Source organism: Streptomyces sp. NPDC091682 (genome assembly GCF_044756625.1).
In the GTDB taxonomy this organism is placed as follows: Bacteria; Actinomycetota; Actinomycetes; order Streptomycetales; family Streptomycetaceae; genus Streptomyces.
The window spans coordinates 246,747-267,500 of sequence record NZ_JBIVTH010000012.1; the positions used below are offsets into that span (position 1 = coordinate 246,747).

Annotated in this window: 18 protein-coding genes; 9 read left to right on the top strand and 9 right to left on the bottom strand. The window is 72.2% G+C overall.

Going from position 1 to position 20,754, the window contains the following annotated elements:
* Nucleotides 1-70: 70 nt before the first annotated feature.
* The 4 genes from ACIQK6_RS26990 to ACIQK6_RS27005 all read right to left on the bottom strand — a co-directional run bounded on the left by ACIQK6_RS26990 (nucleotide 71) and on the right by ACIQK6_RS27005 (nucleotide 2,871).
* A complete protein-coding gene (locus ACIQK6_RS26990; protein WP_329106599.1) occupies nucleotides 71-484 on the bottom strand; it encodes a hypothetical protein in 414 nt (137 codons plus the stop codon).
* Between the two features lie 278 nt (nucleotides 485-762).
* Nucleotides 763-1,263 carry a GNAT family N-acetyltransferase gene (locus ACIQK6_RS26995; protein WP_329106601.1) on the bottom strand — a complete coding sequence of 167 codons (501 nt, stop codon included), beginning with the start codon at nucleotides 1,261-1,263 and terminating at the stop codon, nucleotides 763-765.
* 540 nt (nucleotides 1,264-1,803) lie between these two features.
* On the bottom strand, nucleotides 1,804-2,421 hold the full coding sequence (locus ACIQK6_RS27000) for an HAD-IA family hydrolase (RefSeq protein ID WP_329106603.1): 618 nt from the start codon (nucleotides 2,419-2,421) through the stop codon (nucleotides 1,804-1,806).
* 24 nt (nucleotides 2,422-2,445) lie between these two features.
* Complete coding sequence (locus ACIQK6_RS27005; RefSeq protein WP_329106605.1) at nucleotides 2,446-2,871, bottom strand: cytidine deaminase; 426 nt, start codon at nucleotides 2,869-2,871, stop codon at nucleotides 2,446-2,448.
* Nucleotides 2,872-3,156: 285 nt separating this feature from the next.
* On the opposite strand from ACIQK6_RS27005, the gene ACIQK6_RS27010 reads away from it, so the two are divergent.
* The 7 genes from ACIQK6_RS27010 (at nucleotide 3,157) to ACIQK6_RS27040 (ending at nucleotide 11,688) form a co-directional block, all read left to right on the top strand.
* Nucleotides 3,157-5,721: a molybdopterin-dependent oxidoreductase gene (locus ACIQK6_RS27010; protein ID WP_402695613.1), complete on the top strand. Its 2,565-nt coding sequence runs from the start codon at nucleotides 3,157-3,159 to the stop codon at nucleotides 5,719-5,721.
* Complete coding sequence (locus tag ACIQK6_RS27015) at nucleotides 5,718-6,680, top strand: FAD binding domain-containing protein (RefSeq protein WP_402695614.1); 963 nt, start codon at nucleotides 5,718-5,720, stop codon at nucleotides 6,678-6,680. Before ACIQK6_RS27010 ends, ACIQK6_RS27015 begins: the two co-directional genes overlap by 4 nt.
* Nucleotides 6,681-6,858: 178 nt before the next feature.
* Entirely contained in the window at nucleotides 6,859-7,128 is a 270-nt protein-coding gene (locus tag ACIQK6_RS27020) for a hypothetical protein (protein ID WP_402695615.1), read from the top strand.
* Nucleotides 7,129-7,455, top strand: coding sequence for a hypothetical protein (locus ACIQK6_RS27025; RefSeq protein WP_402695616.1), 327 nt, complete (start codon nucleotides 7,129-7,131; stop codon nucleotides 7,453-7,455).
* 90 nt (nucleotides 7,456-7,545) lie between these two features.
* A complete protein-coding gene (locus tag ACIQK6_RS27030; RefSeq protein ID WP_329106613.1) occupies nucleotides 7,546-8,544 on the top strand; it encodes a linear amide C-N hydrolase in 999 nt (332 codons plus the stop codon).
* Nucleotides 8,545-8,703: 159 nt separating this feature from the next.
* Entirely contained in the window at nucleotides 8,704-9,891 is a 1,188-nt protein-coding gene (locus ACIQK6_RS27035; protein WP_329106615.1) for a glycoside hydrolase family 64 protein, read from the top strand.
* A 282-nt stretch (nucleotides 9,892-10,173) separates the two neighbouring features.
* Nucleotides 10,174-11,688, top strand: a complete 1,515-nt coding sequence (locus tag ACIQK6_RS27040; RefSeq protein ID WP_329106617.1) for a glutamate synthase subunit beta — start codon at nucleotides 10,174-10,176, stop codon at nucleotides 11,686-11,688.
* A gap of 207 nt (nucleotides 11,689-11,895) precedes the next feature.
* On the opposite strand, the gene ACIQK6_RS27045 is transcribed toward ACIQK6_RS27040, so the two are convergent.
* The 3 genes from ACIQK6_RS27045 to ACIQK6_RS27055 all read right to left on the bottom strand — a co-directional run bounded on the left by ACIQK6_RS27045 (nucleotide 11,896) and on the right by ACIQK6_RS27055 (nucleotide 15,289).
* Nucleotides 11,896-13,545, bottom strand: coding sequence for a purine-cytosine permease family protein (locus tag ACIQK6_RS27045; protein WP_402695617.1), 1,650 nt, complete (start codon nucleotides 13,543-13,545; stop codon nucleotides 11,896-11,898).
* 216 nt (nucleotides 13,546-13,761) lie between these two features.
* A complete protein-coding gene (locus ACIQK6_RS27050) occupies nucleotides 13,762-14,559 on the bottom strand; it encodes an SGNH/GDSL hydrolase family protein (protein WP_329106620.1) in 798 nt (265 codons plus the stop codon).
* 1 nt (nucleotide 14,560) lies between these two features.
* Nucleotides 14,561-15,289 carry a hypothetical protein gene (locus tag ACIQK6_RS27055; protein ID WP_329106622.1) on the bottom strand — a complete coding sequence of 243 codons (729 nt, stop codon included), beginning with the start codon at nucleotides 15,287-15,289 and terminating at the stop codon, nucleotides 14,561-14,563.
* A 68-nt stretch (nucleotides 15,290-15,357) separates the two neighbouring features.
* Here ACIQK6_RS27055 and ACIQK6_RS27060 point away from each other — a divergent pair, with 68 nt between their 5' ends.
* On the top strand, nucleotides 15,358-15,921 hold the full coding sequence (locus ACIQK6_RS27060) for a MarR family winged helix-turn-helix transcriptional regulator (RefSeq protein ID WP_402695618.1): 564 nt from the start codon (nucleotides 15,358-15,360) through the stop codon (nucleotides 15,919-15,921).
* A gap of 152 nt (nucleotides 15,922-16,073) precedes the next feature.
* Here ACIQK6_RS27060 and ACIQK6_RS27065 read toward each other — a convergent pair whose 3' ends face one another.
* Together ACIQK6_RS27065 and ACIQK6_RS27070 are read right to left on the bottom strand one after the other, a co-directional pair.
* The gene (locus tag ACIQK6_RS27065; protein ID WP_329106626.1) at nucleotides 16,074-16,769 is read right to left on the bottom strand and encodes a VOC family protein; all 696 of its coding nucleotides are present in this window, start codon (nucleotides 16,767-16,769) and stop codon (nucleotides 16,074-16,076) included.
* A 112-nt stretch (nucleotides 16,770-16,881) separates the two neighbouring features.
* Nucleotides 16,882-18,576 carry an AMP-binding protein gene (locus ACIQK6_RS27070; RefSeq protein ID WP_329106628.1) on the bottom strand — a complete coding sequence of 565 codons (1,695 nt, stop codon included), beginning with the start codon at nucleotides 18,574-18,576 and terminating at the stop codon, nucleotides 16,882-16,884.
* 241 nt (nucleotides 18,577-18,817) lie between these two features.
* Between ACIQK6_RS27070 and ACIQK6_RS27075 the strand changes: the two genes are divergently transcribed.
* Nucleotides 18,818-20,677: a Stealth CR1 domain-containing protein gene (locus tag ACIQK6_RS27075; protein ID WP_402695619.1), complete on the top strand. Its 1,860-nt coding sequence runs from the start codon at nucleotides 18,818-18,820 to the stop codon at nucleotides 20,675-20,677.
* The last annotated feature ends 77 nt before the right edge of the window (nucleotides 20,678-20,754 follow it).

The following is a 20,754-nucleotide window of genomic DNA, read 5'->3' on the forward strand; positions in this document are numbered from 1 at the left end:
GTGGCTTCTCGGCGAAGCCCGTCCCTTCCGCGGCCTCAGCGCGCGCCGTCGCGTCGCCCCCGGCCCCGTGTCACGGGGACCGGTGGTTGAACCAGGCACGGCTTTCCGGCTGGTTCGGGCGGGCGATCGCCAGGACCGCCGGCACCAGCCAGGCGAATCCCAGGAGGGGGATCACCTGGAAGAACGCCCAGCTGAAGGGCAGGGCCGTCCACCCGTAGGCGAAGGCGGACACGCGCAGGTTCTGATGGCGCGTGGGGAATTTGAGGGCGGTGGTGACCCCCCATGCGGAGACCGCGAGGACGAGTAGGCCGACGAACACCACCATCCCGGCGCGGTCTTCGTCCGCCGTGGTGCAACACGGGGCGGAAGCGTCACCGTCGCCCCAGATGAAAGTGGCGACGGCCACGCTGTTGGTCACCAGGGCGATGCCGAGGAGGGCCTGCAGCCCGCCCAGGACCATCATCAGTACACGGAGGTTCCGCACGGCGTCCGGCATCCGCGCGCCGGGAGGGATCGACGGGTGGGGGAGTCCCGGCGCACCGGGACGGCCGGGTCCCAACGGTCCCGCCGGTCTCGGGCCGCCGCTCGCGGGCGACCGCCGCCAAGGCCACCGGCCGCCCGACTTCCCGTTGTCCCCGCTCATCCTGACGGTCCTTCCCCTGGAAAGGCCTGGCACCTGCGCGCCATGCTCCGGCGGCTCCTGCCGACTGTCCAGCCCGCAATCCGGCCACTGCCGCCGCACCGTCTTCCGGTCGTACGCCGCTACAGGGCGAGTCGGTAGCGGACCTCGGTGAGGGACACCCCGTCGTAGTCGTCGGTTTGGACCGCACCATCGGCGACATAGCCGGCCCGTTCGTAGAACCGACGCGCCCCGGTGTTGTCGGTGAGCACCCACAGCAGGACCGAACCGAAGCCAAGCGCCGCAGCGTTGGCGTGCACGGCCCCCAGGAGCGTGCGACCGATGCCGGACCCGATGAGCGAGGGCCGGACGTACAGCGCGTAGAGCTCACCCGCAGCCGTGCGCGAAGGCCCGAAGCAGGCCCAACCCGTCACTGCGCCGCGGGCGTCCACCGCCACCAGGTCGACCGTGGCCTTGTCCGGCTTCGTGACGTACTGGCGGCGCTGGTGCGCATCCGCTTCGACCGTCATGCGATCGAGGTAGGACCGGGGCACGATCCCGGCGTACGCGACCTTCCAGCCGGTCACCCGAATCTCCGAGACAGCCGTGACATCGGCCTCGGTCATCACTCGCACGGTCGACATCACCGCACTGTACGAGACCGGTCGCGGAGGGGGTACCCGGTCAGTGACCACCGCGGCCGTCTCGGAGCCGGCGGTCCAGGAACTCGATCAGCCGGGTTTCCGAACGGGCGATACGTTCTCGTTGTTCGCGGGGGAGCGGCGCGAGGACGTCGACGAGGACCCGTTTCCGATGGACGTACACCATGTTCCCGGAGTAGATCCGGCACCCCGAGCACCAGGCGAATCCGATGCACCGCTCGAAGTGGGATGACTCGGGCGGATGGTGGCGGTACTGGTACGAGCGGACGGGCGTCCCGCAGGCGGCGCAGACCCGTCGGTCCCCGTCGGGGAGCGTGTCCCAGGTTCCGACCTTGCGCCAGTGCCGCCACCCGGCCGCTGCTCTTCACGTCGTCATGCGGAGGATCCTCGCCCACGCTGCGGCGCCCGTCCACCCGTTTTGGACGGGGACTCCGCCACGGGACGTGCGACCGACCCCCTGGCGAGCGGCCCGGTGATCGCCGGGTGGACCGGTGGTTGCGGCTCGCCCGGTCACGGTGACGGTCACGTTCGCAGCGCCGCGGTCGCGTCCCGCAGCTGGTCGACGTGCCGGTAGTGGATCCCGGTCAGCCCGGCCGCTCGTGCCGCGGCGACGTGGCCGGGAGTGTCGTCGATGAACAGGCACCGCCCCAGCTCCACTCCCACCGCCTCCGCCGCGGCTTCGAAGACCCGGTGGTCGGGTTTGGCGACGCCGGTGCGGGCGGTGTTGATGACCGCGTCGAACGCGTCGGCCAGCCCCAGCGCGGTGAGGTCGGCCTCCAGGCGGGTGGTCGCGTTCGACACCAGGACCACCGGCACCCGGCTGCGGATCGCGGTCAGGATCTCCAGGACGGCCCCATCGACGCGGCCGGTCAGCGCCGCCCAGCCGCCGACGAGATCCTGAGCACGGGCCCCTGACCCGCAGACCTCGGCGAGATCCTCCGCGACGCGCCGGCGCCACTGTTCGTCACTGATCCGACCGGTGACGGCGGCGTCCAGGAGCTCGGGGCGGAACGCGGCGGACGCGAGCGTGCCCTCGGCCAGTCCGGCCGTGCGGTCGAGCGCGGCCATCCCATCGGGATCCCACAGGCGCAGGACCCCGTCGAAGTCGCAGAGAACGGCGTCGAAAGGTGCTTCACTCATGATGCAGATCCTTTCGGACGGCGGTCAGGACGGGTCGAGTTGGTGGTCGGCCCAGACGTAGCTCTCGGGGAGCAGGTCGGTGATGGAGAAGGTCCGGGGGGTCCGGGGGTGGTCGCCCGTCCCGACGATGACCTCGATGGCGGGGAAGTAGTCGAGGAGGACCTGGCGGCATCGGCCGCACGGGGGAAGGATCCCCCGGTCACGGTCGCCCACGGCGACGATCGTGTCCAGTACGTACGCGCCCTGGGCGGCCGCGGTGCCGATGAGGACCAGCTCGGCGCAGGGACCGCCGGTGAAGTGGTCGGCGTTCACGGCGGTGATGATCCGGCCGTCCCGGGCGCGGGCCGCGGCAGCCACGGTGTGGTTGTCGCCGCGGCAGCGGGTGCGCGCGACGTGTGTTGCGGCCCGGATGAGTTCGTGGTCGACGGGGTGAGGAGGTGTGGTGGTCATCGGCTCTGCCTTCGTTCGGTGTCCGCCGACGTTGCTCCGAGCGACGGACGGTGCGCAAGCGAATATCGCCGACGCCCCGGCCCCGGCCGCGCGGGGCAGTGCGGGAGGCACGAACGGTGCAGGGGTGCCGGATGGGCCCGCCTGTACCTGGCGCACGTTCCGGTGCCCCGCGACCGCCGGCCGGGCCGGCGCCGACCTGCGCCGGAGCCGCGAGCGCGATATCAAGGAGCGTGAAGGCGCGCGCCAGGTGCGACAGGCGCCACCCCGCGGTGAGGAGAACGTCTCGTGGAGTTCGAGGTCAATGGCACCCGCCGCGCGGTGGACGTGGACGACGACCCGGCCGCCGTGGACGTCGTGCGGGACCGGCTGGGGCTGACCGGCACCAAACTGGTCTGTGCGGGCGGGGTGTGCGGGGCCTGCACGATCCAGGTCGACGGTGAACCCCGGGTGTCCTGCCTGACACCGGCGGTCCTGCTGGCCGGCCGACGGGTCACGACCGTGGAGGGCCTGTCCGGCCACCCGGTCGGACGTGCCTTCGCCGGCGAGGACGCCCTCCAGTGCGGCTACTGCACCCCGGGGTTCGTCGTCGCGGCGGCGGCCTTCTTCGAGCGGTGGCGAGCCGCCCACGGCCGCACCCGGCCCGGACGGGAGCCCATCGCGGACGCGCTCACGGGCCACCTGTGCCGGTGCGGTGCGTACGAGGGGATCCTCAGCGCGGTGGCCGCGGCCTGCGCCGGCGACTACGACACGGCCCCGGCCGGAGGGGAAGCGCCGGCGGTCCCGCGCACCGAGGCTCCGCAGAAGACCGACGGATCGGCCCGCTACACCACGGACCTGCGCCCCGAGAGACTGCTGGAAGGGGTGATCATCCGCTCGCCGCACGCGCACGCGCTCGTACGCTCCATCGAAGCCGGCGACCTGCCCCTGGTACCGCTGCTCCCCCCGGACGGCGTGGTGCGGTACGTCGGCCAGCCGGTGGCCGCGGTCGCGGCGCCGGACCGGGCCTCCGCACGGGCGGCGGCCGCGCGGGTCACGGTGGACTACGAGGTGCTCCCGGCGGCCCTGGACGCACGCCGGGCCCGAACCGGCGAGGGCCCCTTGGTCTACGAGGACAAGGCGGCGCGCAAGCGCGCACCGGGGTCCGGCGAGACCCCCCAACTCGTGCCCGCCCGCTGGCGCGGCAACCTCCGGGGCCCGTCCGCCATGAGCAAACGCCCCGCCACGGCCGTGCGCCGCATCACCGAGGCCCGCAGCCGCACTCCCGAACGGGTGGTGGAAGGCGTCTACACCACCGCCGCGCAGACGCACACCCCCCTCGAACCGCACGCCTGCCTGGCCCGGTGGGTCGACGGCACCCTCCACCTGGAGGTGTCCACCCAGTCCGTGAAACGCACAGCCGAGCTCGCCGCCGAACGCTTCGGTTTGCCCGTCGAGCGCGTGGTGGCACGAGCCGTCCACGTGGGCGGCGGCTTCGGCTGCAAAATGGGACTGACCTCCGACGTCGTCGCCGCGGTCGAACTGGCCCGGCTGCACGACGCCCCGGTGCGGGTGGTGCTGGACCGGGACGAGGAACTCACCGACGGCGGATACCGGCCCGGCACCCGGATCCGGCTGGCCATGGTCGCGGACGAGGCCGGCGATCTGAGCGCGCTGGCCATGGACGCGGACAACGACGGAGGCGTCTCGATCGGCGGCACCGTGGCGGCACTGGCCCGCTTCATGTACGGCAAGGCCCCCCGCCGGCTCCGCGACTTCGACACCGTCACCCATCACCCTCCCGGCGCCCCGTTCCGCGGCCCCGGCGGCCCCACCATGTGCTGGGCCCTGGAGCAGGCCGTCGACGAGATGGCCCACCGACTCGGCCGGGACCCGATCGCCCTGCGCCGCCGCTGGGACGGCAACCCCAAGCGGCACGCCCTGTACGAGCGGGCCGCCGCGCTCCCGGTCTGGTCGGGCCCCCGCGGCGGCACCGGCCGGTACCGCCGGGGCGTCGGCGTCGCAGCGGCCAACTGGATGTACTTCCTCGACCCCGTCACCGAGGTCGAGCTCACCGTCGAGGACGGGATCGTCGTCGCCCGCTGCGCCGTGCAGGACATGGGCACGGGCTCGCGCACCGTACTGCGCCGGGCCGTCGCCGCGGGACTCGGCCTGCCCGAGGACCGGGTGCGCGCCGAGGTCGGCCACAGCGATGCCGTCCACGGCCCCACCTCCGGCGGCAGCCGCACCACGCCCTCCCTCGTGCCCGCCGCCGCGGACGCCGCCGCCCGGCTGCGCGACGCGCTCGGCGGCGATGACGTCGCCGCCCGGCTGGCCATGGCGCACGGCGTCCGGGTGACCGGCCGGCGCCCCCGCGACCGACGGGGCTTCGTGACCCCCTTCACCATGGGCGGTATCGCGATCGGCAGGGGCTTCACCGGATCGGTGCAGGTCGCCGAGGTCGAGGTGGACACCCGGCTCGGACGGGTCCGCCCGCTGAGCGTGTGGAGCGGCATCGCCGCGGGCCGGATCCACGAGGACCGCCTCGCCCGCAGCCAGTGCCAGGGCGCCGTCGTACAGGGCATCGGCTACGCCCTGTACGAGGAACGGCGCACCGACCCGGCCACCGGAAGGGTGCTGACCGAGAACCTCGAGGACTACCGCATCCCCGGCATCGGGGACACCCCCGAGATCACCGTCCACTTCCACCAGGAGGGCTTCGAGCACGTGCCCGGTGGCGGAGTCGGCCTCGGCGAGATCGCGACCCTGCCCACCGCCGCCTGCCTGGCCAACGCCGTGCACGACGCAACCGGCTGGCGCCCGTACGACATGCCCATCCGCCCCGACCGGCTCCTGGAAGGACTGGGCACGTGAGCACCGAAACCGCCCTCACCGACCTCTCGGCCACCGTCCTGGCCCGCGGCGGGGAACTGCGCGCCGGTGGCACCGACACCACCGCCCGGCAGCGCAGCGGCATCTCCCCGGGGCCGTTCACCGACCTCGGCGGCGCCGCCCACCTGCGCGGCTGCACGCCACTGCCCGGCGGCGGGCTACAGATCGGCGCCCTGACGACCCTCGCCGAGCTGGCCGCCGATCCGCGGGTACGCGCCGGCTGGCCGGCCCTGGCCCTGGCGGCCGGGACCGCGGCCACACCGCAGATCCGTGCCGCCGGCACCGTGGGCGGCAACCTGCTGCAGCGCAACCGCTGTTGGTACTACCGCAATCCGCATTTCAGCTGCCTCCAGAAGGGCGGCCCCGGCTGCCCCGCGCGCCAGGGCGACCACCACTTCGGCGTGGTCAGCGGCGAGGGCCCGTGCATCGCCCCGCACCCGTCCACTCTGGCGATGGCCCTGCTCACCTACGACGCCGAGGCGCACGTCCACGGCGAATCCCCGCGCGGCGTGGCCGACTTGTACGGAGAGGGCGAACGGCTCTCCCACGCCGACCACCTGCTGCCGCCGGACCGCATCCTCACCTTGGTCCACCTGCCCGCGCCCTGGCCCGGCGAACGCGCAGCCTGCCACCGGGCCATCAGCCGGGCCCACGCCGAATGGCCCCTGGTCGAGGCCACCGCCCGGCTGGTGCTCGACGGCTCCACCGTCACGCGTGCCGCCGTCGCGGCGGGCGGGGTGGCCCGCGTACCGCTGCGGCTCACGGAGGTGGAGGCCGCCCTGATCGGCCGCGAGGCCACGCCGGACGTCCTCGCCGCGGCCGCAGCGACGGTCCTCGCCCGCTGCCGGCCGCTGCCGCAGACCGGATACAAGGCCGAGCTGTTCGGCAACACCGTCCTGGAAGTCCTGGAGCAGGCCCTGGGACCGGCCACCGCAGGCTAGGTGGTCTCCAGCTTGACTCGGCTCTGTGCCTGCTGGAGGAAGGAGATCTGCTGGGCGATCAGGGCGGGCGGGGGCGGGCGCGGGCCATCCGGGCGGGGCACGGGGCGCGTACGGCATGGCACCCGGGGCCGCGGCGTCCCGCGGCACATGCTGGGGCCCCCGCCCTGCAGGAGAGCCGGTGACTGATTCCAGACCGCGAGCGACCACGAGGCCGGCATCCGCCGGGGCGGCCGACGGCATTCCCGCTCCCGGGGTCATCGGCATCGGACTTGCCGCGGTGCTGACGTTCGCCCTCGCCCAGGGCTCGTGGCAGTGGTTCGCCACGTTCATCGGCGTGACCCTGCTCGCGGTGCTGCTCGCCTTCCAGCGACGGGCGCAGTGGTCCCCGGACATCCGCTCGCCGTACGTGCGCGGCCTGGTCGCGTACTCACTGGTCGTCGGCCTGTGAGTGGCGATCGCACTGGCGCCCCTCCTGCAGCGCCGGGCGTGGCTGTTCCCGATGCCGGGCACGCGCAGCGACTGCGTGCTGGTGGGCAGGTACGCGGCGCTCCAGGTGGAGGCCGGGCTCGGGAACCTGGCCGCCAGTGGCGGCCCGGCCGTGGCGTTCGCGCAGGAGGACCAGGCCCGCAAGGCCGTTGCGGAGTGCCTGGCGGCCACGACGACCCTGCGGCTGCCGGTGTACGGGGTGGGGGCGGCGGTGCTGGTGGGAGTCTGCGCGTGGTTCCGCGACCGGTCCGTCTCCCGGGCCCGCACCCGTTCGGGCCCCGTCGGCTAACTGGTGCCTGTCGGTTGACGGTGGAGGGGACGTGGCTCGAGCGCAAGCCGATGCGTACGGCTCACAAAGAGAGGGACGAGGGATTCACCCATGTGCACACGGATCTTGTGGAACACCAACGACCACGCTGTCCTCGCAGGCCGGACGATGGACTGGCCGGAATCGACCGAGCCGGTCCTGACCGTGTTCCCCCGGGGGGTGGAGCGCGACGGCGGCACCCTCGCGGGTACCACCGTCGTCGACGACAACCCCCTGCTGTGGACGAGCGCCTTCGGCAGCCTCGTGACGACCGTCTACGGTGCCGGCACGGCCGACGGCATCAACGAAGCCGGCCTCGCGGCGCACATGCTGTACCTGGACGTCACCGACCTCGGCCCCCGCGACCCCAGCAGGCCCGGCCTGCAGATCGCCCTGTGGATCCAGTACCTGTTGGACTGCGCCGGCACCGTGCAGGACGCCCTGGACCTGCTCGACACCTGTCAGCTGGTACCGGTCGAGATGCGCGGCTTCCGGGCCTCGGTGCACGTGGCCCTCGAGGACGCGTCCGGGGACTCCGCGATCGTCGAGTACATCGCGGGCGGGCGGCAGGTGCACCACGACCGCAGCTACACGATCATGACGAACGAACCCCCCTACGAGGAGCAACTCCGTCTGCTGCGGGAAAAGGTGCGCGCCGTGCAGGGGCTCGGTCACGACCGGCCCAGCAGCGAGGTTCCCCTCCCCGGAAACGTGAACGCGGTCGACCGCTTCCAGCGCGCCGCCTACTTCAGTTCGCTGCTGCCCGAGCCTGCGGACGACCGGGAGGCGGTCGCCGCGATCCTGGCCGTCACCCGCAACGCCTCGGTGCCCTTCGGCGCGCCGTACCGCGAGGGGAGGTTCAAGACCTACAACACCGAGTACCGCACCGTCTGTGACCTCACCAGCAAGCGGTACTTCTTCGAACTGGCCACCAGCCCGAACCTCCTGTGGGCCGAGATCGACCGCTTCGACCTGTCCCACGGAGCTCCCGTCATGACGCTGCGTCCCGACGGGATCGACCTCGTCGGGGACGTCTCGGACAGGTTCACTCGAGCGCCCGCGCCGTTCTGAGGGTCGCGAAGCCGAACGGGCCTTCTGCTCTGCATCGGACAAGTTCATTGACAGGAGTTGAACGCAGTCAGACGCTGAGAGCGCTCTCATTCGTCAATTCATGGGCATGGGAGCGTTGCACCTCCCCCCACTGTCAGGTGCCCCACAAGGAGGCAGATCGTGTTCCGCTTATCGAAGGTGTTGGCTTCCGGGCTCTCGGCGCTGGCGGTCGCCGCCAGCCTGATCGCCCTCGGTCCGCTGACATCGGCAGAGGCCGTACCGGCGACCATCCCGCTCACGATCAAGAACAACTCGGGACGCGGCGAGCCGGTGTACGTCTACAACCTGGGCACGCAGCTCGCGACGGGACGGCAGGGCTGGGCCGACGCCAACGGCGCGTTCCACCCCTGGCCCGCTGGGGGCAATCCCCCCACCCCGGCGCCCGACGCGTCGATCACGGGTCCGGCCAACGGGCAGACCAAGACGATCCGGATGCCCAAGTTCTCCGGACGCGTCTACTTCTCCATCGGCCAGAAGATCGTCTTCAAGCTCAGTACCGGCGGCCTCGTGCAGCCCGCCGTGCAGAACCCCTCCGACCCCAACCGCAACGTCCTGTTCAACTGGTCCGAGTACACGCTGGGCGATGCCGGCCTGTGGATCAACAGCACCCAGGTCGACATGTTCTCGGCCCCGTACGCGGTGGGCGTGAAGGCGACCGACGGTACGGTCACGAGCACGGGCCGGCTGCGCCCGGGCGGCTACGACGCCGTCTTCGGTCAGCTGCGTGCGGCCGGCTGGGGCGGACTGATCCAGAACCGCCCCGACGGCACACCGCTGCGCGCGCTCTCGCCCGGCCACGGCATCGAGGCGGGCGCGATCCCCGCCGGCGCCATGAACGACTACATCAACCGGGTGTGGAAGAAGTACGCCTCCTCCACGCTCACCGTGACGCCCTTCGCGAACCAACCGAACACCAAGTACTACGGCCGGGTCTCGGGCAGCGTCATGAACTTCACCGACGGCTCGGGAGCGGTGGTCACCAGCTTCCAGAAGCCGGATTCCGACAGCGTCTTCGGCTGCTACAAGCTCCTGGACGCACCCAACGACCTGGTCCGTGGCCCGATCTCCCGCACCCTGTGCGCGGGCTTCAACCGGTCGACGCTCCTGACCAACCCGGCCCAACCCGACCCGAACGACGCCAACTTCTACCGTGACGCCGTCACCAACCACTACTCCCGCATCATCCACGGCCAGATGGCCGACGGTAAGGCGTACGGCTTCGCCTTCGACGACGTGGGCGCCCACGAGTCGCTGGTGCACGACGGCAACCCCCAAGAGGCCTTCATGACGCTGGAGCCGTTCAACTAAGGGCTGTCCGGAGGCGGTGACCGGCCGGACGACGGGGGACCGGAGACATGCGCAGAGGCGAGCGGCCGTAGCGGACGGTGCCCGTGCCCGACCCGTGGGCGAGCCGCAGCGGATCACCACGCCGCCGTCACCGTCCGCATCCGTCCGGTCACCCCTTCCGTTCGCCCGGGTCTCTGCCGCGCGGGCGGCGTAACCTGACTGAACCGCCACAGAACGCGCGTACGAGCGACACGGTGCGCGGGCCGTGCAGCCCGCCGCGCCCACGATCCAGGGAGGCGGCGCGTGACCGATCCGTTCGGCTTCCTCAGGATCCCCCGCGAGGCCGTTCCGGCCCGCCCCGTCGAGCAGCGGCTCGGCGATTGGCGCGAGGTCTACGCGGGCCAGGCGCTGCTGCCGGTCGTCTCCCGTCAGGCCGACCGTTGCATGGACTGCGGCATACCGTTCTGCCACACCGGCTGCCCCCTGGGAAACCTCATACCCGAATGGAACGCGTACGCCGCCCACGGCGACTGGCGTGCGGCGTACGAGCGTCTCCACGCGACCAACAACTTCCCGGAGGTCACGGGCAGGCTCTGCCCGGCCCCCTGTGAGGACGCCTGTGTCCTCACGATCAACGCGGACCCGGTGACCATCAAGAACGTCGAGCAGGCGATCGCGGACGTGGGCCTGCGGCGCGGCTACATGGCGCCCAGACCGCCGGAGAAGCGCAGCGGCAAGGCGGTGGCCGTCATAGGCTCCGGTCCCGCCGGACTGGCCGCGGCCCAGCAGCTGACCCGGGCCGGGCACCGCGTCACCGTCCACGAGCGCGCCGACCGGATCGGCGGACTGCTGCGCTACGGCATCCCCGAGTTCAAGATGGAGAAGACCCACCTGGACCGGCGCATCGAGCAGATGCGGGCCGAGGGCACGGTGTTCGTCACGGGTACCGACGTCGGCGGCGCGACCGGTGCCGGCGCGGACGAGCTGCGGGGCGGCTGCGACGCCGTCATCGTCGCGATCGGGGCCGGCGAGCGCCGGGAACTGCCGGTACCGGGCCGTGCGCTGGGCGGCATCCACCAGGCCATGGAGTATCTGACCTGCGCCAACCGGGTACGGGAGGGCGACTACGCCGTGTCGCCCGTCACCGCCGAAGGCAGGCACGTGGTCATCGTGGGCGGCGGTGACACCGGCTCCGACTGCCTCGGTACCGCCTTGCGGCAGGGTGCGGTCTCCGTGCTCCAGCTCGACATCAATCCCGAGCCCGGCCCGGGCCGGACCGACGACGAACCCTGGCCGGTGTACCCGAGGACGTACCGGATCTCCCACGCCCACGAGGAAGCCCGGGGGCGCGCCGGCCGGGACCCCCGGCTGTTCGCCCGCGCCACCCTGCGCTTCGAGGGGGACGCGGCGGGCCGGGTACGGGCGCTGCACCTGACCGCCGTCGAGCCGGTGGCCCGCAGCCCCTTGGCGGGGACCGAGGACGTCATACCGGCGGGGCTGGTCCTGTTGGCCCTCGGTTTCTCGGGCCCGGAGCGGGCCGGCGGGCTGCGCGAACAGCTGGGGCTGGAGCTCGACGAGCGAGGCAACTTCGCGCGGGACGCCGGCTTCGCGGCGGGCGGCGGGCGGCGGGCACCGGGAGTGTTCGTCGCGGGCGACGCCGGCCGGGGGCAATCGCTGGTGGTGTGGGCCATCGCCGAGGGCCGGGCGGCGGCGGCCGCCGTGGACCGCTACCTGACCGGCTCCACCTGCCTCCCGGCTCCGGTCGCCGCGCACGACCAGCCGATGACGGCCTTGGGGCGCATGCGCTACGGGCTCTGAGGAGTCCGGTCGCCGGATGGAGAACGGCCTGCCGGGGCAGACCTTCCCAGCCCGCCCGCCTGCTGGCAAGCACATGACGAGAAGGTACGCGGCACGTCGTGACCGGGGCCCTTTCATGTGTTCTCGGATACCGCCGCAGGAGCGGCGGTGCTCCTCGGCCGACCCGTCCTCGCCCGCCGGCCGAACGGAGCCGGCCGGCCGGCCGGTCTACACGGTGGCCGGCAGGACGTGGTCGCCGGCCTTGTCGGTGCTCAGGCACAGGGAGCACACGACCGCCTCGTGGGTGACACAGGCGGTGAGGTCGGGGCGCTCGTAGGACTGGTGGCAGACGTGGCAGTCGAGGACGGCCGCGCTCGGGTTCCCGTCGGCGTCCAGCAGGGGCTCGCGGATGCCGTCGTCGGTGCGGCGCAGGTAGTAGCGGCCTTTGGTGATCACGGCCATCAGCGGGGTGACGACGAAGGCGATGGCGGCTGCGGCCACGGGCGAGTACGGCTGGAGGGTGTCGCCGAGGAGGTGGAAGTACATGGCGATCGACAGCCCGGAGGCGGCGCCGAAGGCCACGATGCCGACCGGATTCACCGCGTGGAGCATCCCCCGGCGGAACTCCGGCTGGAGCGGGGACAGTTTCAGCACGTACTTGTTGATGCCGATGTCGGTGGCCACGGTGACCACCCAGGCGATCGCGCAGTTCGAATAGAAGCCCAGGACGCTGCCCAGGAAACTGAACATGTCGGCTTCCATCAGGGCGAGCGCGAAGGCCAGGTTGACCAGGACGAAGACCATGCGGCCGGGGTAGTGCTTGGTGACGCGGGTGAAGGAGTTCGTCCAGGCCAGCGAGCCGGAGTACGCGTTCGTCACGTTGATCTTGATCTGGCTGATGACCACCAGGACCACGGCCAGCGGGACGACCGACCAGGCCGGCATCATCGCGTCGAAGGCGCTGCGGAACTGCTGGATGGGCTCGGGCGCGGCCGCCGGTCCGACCTCGGCGACGATGTAGACGGCGAGGAAGACCCCGATGGCCTGCTTGAGCGCACCGAGCACGACCCACCCGGGCCCGGCCATGATCACCGCGGTCCACCAGGCGCGCTTGTTCGCCCCGGTTTTGGGCGGCATGAAGCGCAGGTAGTCGATCTGCTCGCCGATCTGCGCGATCAAGGACAGGCACACCCCCGCTCCGAGCATGACGGAGGCGGTGTTGACGGCGCCGTCGCCGTCCGTGCCGGGGTAGGCCAGGAAACGGTCCACGGTGCCGGGGTCTTCGGCGATCAGATAGACCAGCGGACCGACCATGAGCAGCAGCCAGATCGGGGTGGTCCACACCTGGAGCCTGCTGAGCGCCTTCATGCCGTAGACGACGAGCGGGATCACCATGAGGGTGGACACCGCGTAGCCCAGCCACAGCGGCAGCCCGAGGCCGAGTTCGAGGCCCTGGGCCATGATCGAGCCTTCGAGGGCGAAGAAGATGAAGGTGAAGCTGGCGAAGATGACGCTGGTGAGGACCGAGCCGTAGTAGCCGAAGCCGGAGCCGCGGGTGATCAGGTCGAGGTCGATGTTGTAGCGCGCGCCGTAGTAGGCCAGGGGTAAGCCGGTGAGGAAGATGACCACCGCGGCGAGGGTGATGGCCACGAGCGCGTTGCTGGTGCCGTGGGCCAGGCCGATGCCGGCGCCGATGGAGAAGTCGGCCATGTAGGCGATGCCGCCGAGGGCGGTGGTGGCCACGACCATGGGGGTCCAGCGGCGGTATCCGCGGGGTGCGAAACGGAGGGTGTAGTCCTCCAGGGTCTCCTTGACCGCCTGGTCGGCAGGGGGCCTCGTCGTGTGTGCCACGGTCTCTTGCGACTCGGTGGTGCTCATGCCACGCCTCCCGGTGGGGCTGGGTGCAGGTGCGCCGCCGCCGGCAGGACGGGGGCCGATGGGCCGTCATGAGGGTTCCTGCGGCGACGCCGTTCATGCCGGTGGTCCCACGTCGGTCACGCTAGGAAGCGGTTGTTACCCCGGGTGCGCGATGTGGTGAACACCATGTTGCTGTAGGCAGCCCCGCTGCGGGGGGCGCGCCACACCTCCGGGTGGTCAGGGGCCAAGGGTCTCCAGCAGGGCGGCAGTGACGGCGCTTTGGCCCGAGGGGGTGAGGTGGAGGCCGTCCGCCTCATGGTGGCCGCGCACCGCGCGGCGCGTGTCGACCACCGGCTCCGGCCGCGCCAGCAGGAAGTCGGCCACGGCATCGAGGTCCGCATCGGACCAGCTCAGCCCGGCCCGCCGAAAGTGCTCGTACCCGTCCACGAGGTCGGGGTCCGTGTGCGTCGGGGTGAGCCAGACCCACCGGGCTCCCGTCCGGGCCACCGCCAGGTCGTGCAGGGCGATCAGGTTGCGGCAGGTCTCGGCGCGGCCGACGAGCGGAACGCCGTCGATGCGCTGTACGTCGTTCGCGCCGAGCATGCACAACACCCAGTCGGGCCGCTGGAATCCCAGCGCGGGCAGCTGCTGCGTCAGGGCCTGGGCGGTGGTGCTCCCCGATACGGCCAGATTGGTGCACCGCACGCCCTTGGGGAGCAGGTGCCGCAGGATCTCGAACCAGGAGAGCCGGTCGGCGGTGGTGCTCTCGCCCAGGGCCACGACGTGCTCACCCGGCCGGAACGGCAGTGCGGCGATCCGAGCTGCCGTGTCCGGTTCGGCCGACAGCGTGGCCGCCGCTTCCCGGTTGCGCTCCTCGAACTCCTCCAGCCGGCCCCGGTAGTCCCCGGCGTCGGTCCCGAACAGGGCGGCCAGCACCGGCTCGTCGAGCGGCCCCAGGTGGCGCAGGAGCTTCTCCGGCTGGTGGAACCGCAGCAGGCGCTGCGCCTGCGCGGTGTTCCGGTCGGTGGTGGTCATGTCAGCTCTCCTCGGGGACGCGGACGCGGATGCGGGCACGGTTGCGGGGCAGCAGGAAGCCCGCCGCGATCAGCCAGGCCAGCCCGGCGAAGCGGGCGACCGGCAGGAGCAGGGCGGCGCCCTCGGTCAGCAGGACGAGGGTGGCCAGCTCGGCGATGGCGGCCACGGCGAGACCCGCGACGGCCAGGGCCCGCGGCAGGAGCCCGGCCAGCAGCCCGGGTACGGCGATCCCGGCGACGAGCAGGCCCAGTAGCACCACGTGCCCGGGGCCGCCCAGGCCGAACGCCAGGTACTGCAGGGCCCGTACGAGCTCCGGTCGCTGAGCCACCTCGGCGTGCGACAGCACCCAGGTGACCAGGCCGGAGCAGGCCAGGAACGCCGCGGCGAGCACTCCGCCCGCGAGGGCGATGGTGGCGCCGGGCGCCCGGACCCCGAGCCGGCCCAGCCGCGCCGAGACGGTTGCGGCGTAGATGGCCAGGGGGACGGAGGCGGCGAACTGCAGGGCCCCCGATACGCGGACCGCGTCCCCGTGGTCGAGGAAGTACGCGGTGATCGCGTCCGAGTCGCCGAACGGCGACGGGAACGGATCGCCGCCGGCCAGCAGGGTGCTGAGGACGAGGCCGCCGAGGAACAGGGCGGTGAAGACCACGGCGAGGACGCCCGGCGGCGGCCCGGACTGCGGGGCGGTGGTGGGGGTGTTGCGCGGGACACGGCTCTCGATCGCTTCCACGGCACAATCCGTTCTTGAGGAGAATGATTCACTGCGGTGAATCATTACATGTCGCGTACGATAGCCGCGTGAACAGCGCCCGGCAACCAGATCCCTCCCCGGCTCCGGCTCCGGCCCAGGACCGGGCTCCGGCCCAGGACCGGGCTCCGGCCCCGGCTCCGCGCGGAGCGGCCTTCCTCCTCGCACAGATCGGTGCCCACGCCGCGGGGCGGTTCGCGGAACGCGTCGCCACCCTGGGGCTCACCCCCGCCGACGTCGGCCTGCTGCGCATGGTCGCCGGGCAGCCCGGCCGCAGCCAGCGCGCGCTCGCCGAGGACCTGGGGGTCGTACCCAGCCGAGTCGTCGCCCTGATCGACGTCCTCGAGGACAAGCAGCTCGTCGAGCGGCGGCGCAGCGCCGAGGACCGCCGCAATTACGAACTGCACCTCACCCCCGAAGGGCGGCGGACCCTCGGCGCGGTGTCCCGGGCGGCGGCCACCCACGAGGACGACCTACTGGCCGCCCTCGACCCCGACGGGCGGGCGCGGCTCCTGGAACTCCTCGAACGCGTCGCGGCGCAGCAGGAGCTGACACCGGGTGTGCACCCCGGCTACCGCACGCTCGCGAAGCCGGCGGCGAAGCGGAAGGACTGAGGGCCGACGGGCGGCTGCTTCCGGGGCCGGCTGCCGGAGTTCGCCCACTGCGCGGTGGGCGCGAGGTATGGCACGCTCGCCGTTCGCTACGAAGCCACCGTATTGGTGGCAACCATCAACGAGTGGTCGTGACCATAGGTGCGAAGCGCACCTCAGTCGCCTCGGCCCTGCCATGTGGTCACGCAGGCTTCGTTCCCTTCCGCGTCGGCGAGCACCCAGAATGCGGGGGCACGGGTCGCGGATACGAGTCGGCCCCCGGCCGCCAGTGCGGCCTCGATCCGCCGGGGTGCCTCGTCATGGGGAACGCAGATGTCGAAGTGGATGCGATTGCGCTGCGGGCGCGCCCGATCCATCTGCTGGAACCAGATCGCCGGGCCCTGCCCAACAGGGTCGACAAGTGGATCCTCCGGTCCTTCGGCGCCCGCCTCGTCGGCGTAACCCAGCACCGCCTTCCAGAACGGCCGAATCTCGGCGATGCCCAGCGCATCAATCGCGATCTCCAGGAGTTGGACTGACCGCGGTGCCCCCGTTCCGATCTCGGGCTCCGTCAACAGCAACCCAGTCTCGTTGACGGCGGCCGAGATCCGACGCGCGAGCTCGACGTCCCGGGTGGTAACCGCCGCATGGTCCAGCGACTGCAGGGTGAGCACGACCCGCTGGGGGCGGGCATCGACCCGAAGGTGCCGATCGGCATTGCTGCCGCACACCGCGACGGCGTCCGCCGCCAAGCCGATCGCCTGGGCCAACGATCCGACCGGGACCGACGTTCGCAAAGTGCCCAGCAAGAAGCGCCAGCCGTAGTCGTGGACAGCCTCCGACGCTTCCAGCCGACTCAATGCTCGCTCCATGCCTGCATCCTCGCAGCCCACGGTCACGCCGGTTTGGCGGACATCCGAAACCCCCTAGGTGCAACTGACGGAGCCGCCGCCCCGGGAGCCCGCGGCCACTGCCCCGACAGGGTCAGGCGCTGCCGGCCGCGGCCTCCTCCGCCAACAGGCGGGTCGCCATCGCGCGCATCTCGATCTTGCGGATCTTCCCGGTGACGGTCATCGGGAACTCCTCCACGACATGGACGTAGCGGGGGATCTTGAAGTGGGCGAGCCGCCCCGCGCAGTACGCGCGCACGGCCTTCGCGGTGAGCGGCGCGGCCCCCTCGCGCATCCGCACCCACGCCATCAGCTCCTCCCCGTACTTCGGGTCGGGCACCCCGATGACCTGGACGTCCATGACGTCGGGGTGGGCGTGGAGGAACTCCTCGATCTCGCGCGGGTAGAGGTTCTCGCCGCCCCGGATCACCATGTCCTTGATCCGGCCGGTGATGCTCAGATAGCCGTCGCCGTCCATGACCGCCAGGTCACCGGTGTGCATCCAACCCTCCGGATCGACGGCTTCGGCGGTCTTCTCGGGCTCGCCCCAGTAGCCGAGCATCACCGAATAGCCCCGGGTGCACAGTTCTCCCGGGGTACCCCGCGGGACGGTCCGTCCGGATTGCGGATCGACCACCTTGACCTCCAGGTGCGGGCCGACCCGGCCCACCGTGGAGACCCGGCGCTCGACCGGGTCGTCCACCCGGGTCTGCGTGGACACGGGAGAGGTCTCCGTCATGCCGTAGCAGATGGAGACCTCGGCCATCCCCATCCGCTCGATGACCTCGTTCATGACCTCCACCGGGCAGGGCGACCCCGCCATGATCCCGGTGCGCAGGCTCGACAGGTCGTACCCGTCGAACCCGGGCGCGGCCAGTTCGGCGATGAACATGGTGGGCACCCCGTACAGGGAGGTGCAGGCCTCCGCCTCCACCGCCGCCAGCGTCGCCGACGGATCGAAGGCGGGCGCGGGAATCACCATCGCCGCACCGTGGCTGGTGCAGGCGAGGTTGCCCATCACCATCCCGAAGCAGTGGTAGAAGGGAACGGGGATGCACACCCGGTCGTGTTCGTCGTAGCCGCACAGCTCGCCCACGAAGAAGCCGTTGTTGAGGATGTTGTGGTGCGAGAGGGTGGCTCCCTTGGGGAAGCCGGTGGTGCCCGAGGTGTACTGGATGTTGATCGGGTCGTCCGGGCCCAGTGCGGCCTGCGCCCGCGCCAGCGCGGCCGGATCGGCCCCGCGCCCGCGCTCCAGCAGTGCCTCCCACCGGGGCCCGTCGAACAGGACGGTGAACTCCAGCTCCGGGCAGCGCGGCCGGACCTCCTCGATCATCGCCGCGTAGTCGGAGGTTTTGAAGCGGTCCGCCGCGACCAGGAGCCGGATGCCGGACTGCCCGAGCACGTACTCCAACTCGTGGGAGCGGTAAGCGGGGTTCACGGTGACCAGGATCGCCCCGATCTTCGCGGTGGCGTACTGCACCAGCGTCCACTCGGCGCGGTTGGGCGCCCAGATGCCGACCCGGTCGCCCCGGACGATCCCGAGGTCCAGCAGCCCCAGGGCGAGGGCGTCCACCACGGCGGCCAACTCCGCGTACGTCCACCGGCGGCCGGCGGCCACGTCCACCAGGGCGTCCCGGTCGGGGAAGCGCGCTGCGGTCCGGTCGAGGTTGTCCCCGATCGTCTCGCGGAGCAGCGGGACCCCGGAACCCCCGGACGCACGACTCGACGCTACGGACACACGTACCTCCAGCACTCGCTGCGGCGATGACGGCCAACGCGCACCGCCCATGATCCCCTCCGGGCGGGCCGCGGCACCAGAGGTGCGGGGGAGCGGCGCGCTGGGCCGTCGGCGCACCTGAGAATCGGCTGTGGGTCGGGGCGGCGGCACTCACGACCCTTGCGTGAAAAGCGAACAACAGCAAAAGTGAGCGTGAACAAGGTACCCACCGTTGCCGCTGAGCGCGCCGCTCCTGCCCGGGACGCTCGGCCGACCGGCTGCAGCGCACCGGCACCCCACACCGAGGTCGTACATGCAGGGTGTTCACCGCCTTCTCCTGCCCGCCGGGTTGCGCAAACTCGCCCGGACGCTGCGTCGCCCCGGGGGCGTTCCGCCGCAGCCCGGACCCGCCGGGCGGGAGCGCACCGGCGGCAGGATCCCCCCGTCCAGCGGGCTCACCTCCCGTGAGGAGGAGCTGCTGGCGACCGTGCCCGGCCTGATCCGGCACTGCGGTCGACTCGTGACCGTACGCGACGACCTGCTCCCCGCCGATGCCCGTACCGCCAGTCTCCGGTCGGTCGCCGAGGCCCTGGAGGACGCGGCCGTCTCCTACGGGCTGGTCCCCGACGGGGAGCTCGTCCACCGGGTGGCCATCGCGCCGGGCGACCGGGCCGCGGCCTTGAAGGCCTGCGCCGCCGCCTTCACGGGGCTCCCCGTCTACGCACGTCTGCTCACCGCCGACGGGGAAGCCGGGGACGTGCTCGCCGAGGACCTCCCGGCGGCGGTCGAGTCCGCCGAGACCGCGGGGGTGACGGACGGGGAAGGAGCGGCACACACCGCTCGCGTGCGGGCCGTACGCATCCACCGGCCGGTCATCACCTCCGGCCGGACCCTGACGTACGGCCGCGAAACCGGCTGTGACCTGGAGTTCTGGGAGGTGCCCGACTCCGGCGAGGGCGCGCTCGCCGTGCTGCGCGAGACCCCGTACGGCTGGTGGGTGCCTTCCCTCGCCGCCTCCACCATCCGCCGCATCGACGACCGCGAGTACCCCGTCGTCGACTGCTTCTCGAGCCGCTTCCCCGATGACATCGACTTCCCGATCGACGCGGTGATCACCTGGGTTGACGCCGCCGACCCCGCGTGGCGCCGCCGTCGGGACCGGGCCGCCGAGGCGGAGGCCGGCTCGGACCGCCCTTCCGGCACCGACGGCACCGACGGGACCGACGGGACCGACGGGACCGACGGGACCGCGGTGATCGACTTCGCCGAGAACCGCTACCGCGACCGCGGCGAGCTCCGTTACTGCCTGCGCTCCATCGCCGCCTACGCACCCTGGGTCCGGCGCGTCTTCCTCGTCACCGACGACCAGGCCCCCGCCTGGCTGGCGGCCGACCATCCGCACATCACGGTCATCGACCATCGCGAGCTGTCCACGGAACCGACGGCCCCCGCGGTGTTCAACTCCCACGCCATCGAGAGCCGACTGCACCACATCCCGGGCCTCGCCGAGCACTTCCTCTACTTCAACGACGACATCTTCCTCGGCAGGCCCCAGCGCCCGCAGAACTACTTCCTGCCCTCCGGACTGCCCAAGGTCTTCCACGACTGGCGGGCGGTGGACCCGGGCGGCCGGGCCGGGGACGACGTGTTCACCTCGTCCCAGAAGGTCACCCGGCAGGCCGTCGAGGAGGCCGTCGGCCGCACCTATCCCCACATCCTGGCGCACACCCCGTACCCCCTCACCCGGTCCGCCTTCACCCGCGTCGAGGAGCTGCTGCCCGGTCGGCTCGCCGCCACCGCCCGTTCCGTCTTCCGCAGCGCCGAGGACCTCGCCCCCGTCACCCTCGCCGCCCACCTGGCGCTCGCCGAGGGACGTGCCGTCGAGGGCGACCTCAGGTACGCGTACGTCAGCACCGCGCGCCGCGCTGAGATCGAGCGGCTGCCGGACCTGGCCGTCGAGCGCGGCCACGACGCCTTCTGCCTCGCGGACGACGAGGACCCGGACGGACGCGACGGGGGCGACGGGGGCGGAAGCGGAGGCGGAGGCGGAGGCGGGCTGTCGGCGGTGCAGCAGAACCAGGTCGTCGCGGCCTTTCTGGAGGCCTACTTCCCGGTGCCCTCTCCGTTCGAACAGCAGCCGGCTCCGTCCGGGACCGAGGCCTCCCGGGGGTGACGCTTTCGCCCCGGCCATCATGCCCGGCCTTCGGCGGCGGCCACGGCGCGGGTCGGATTCCGGCCCCGTAGGGCGGC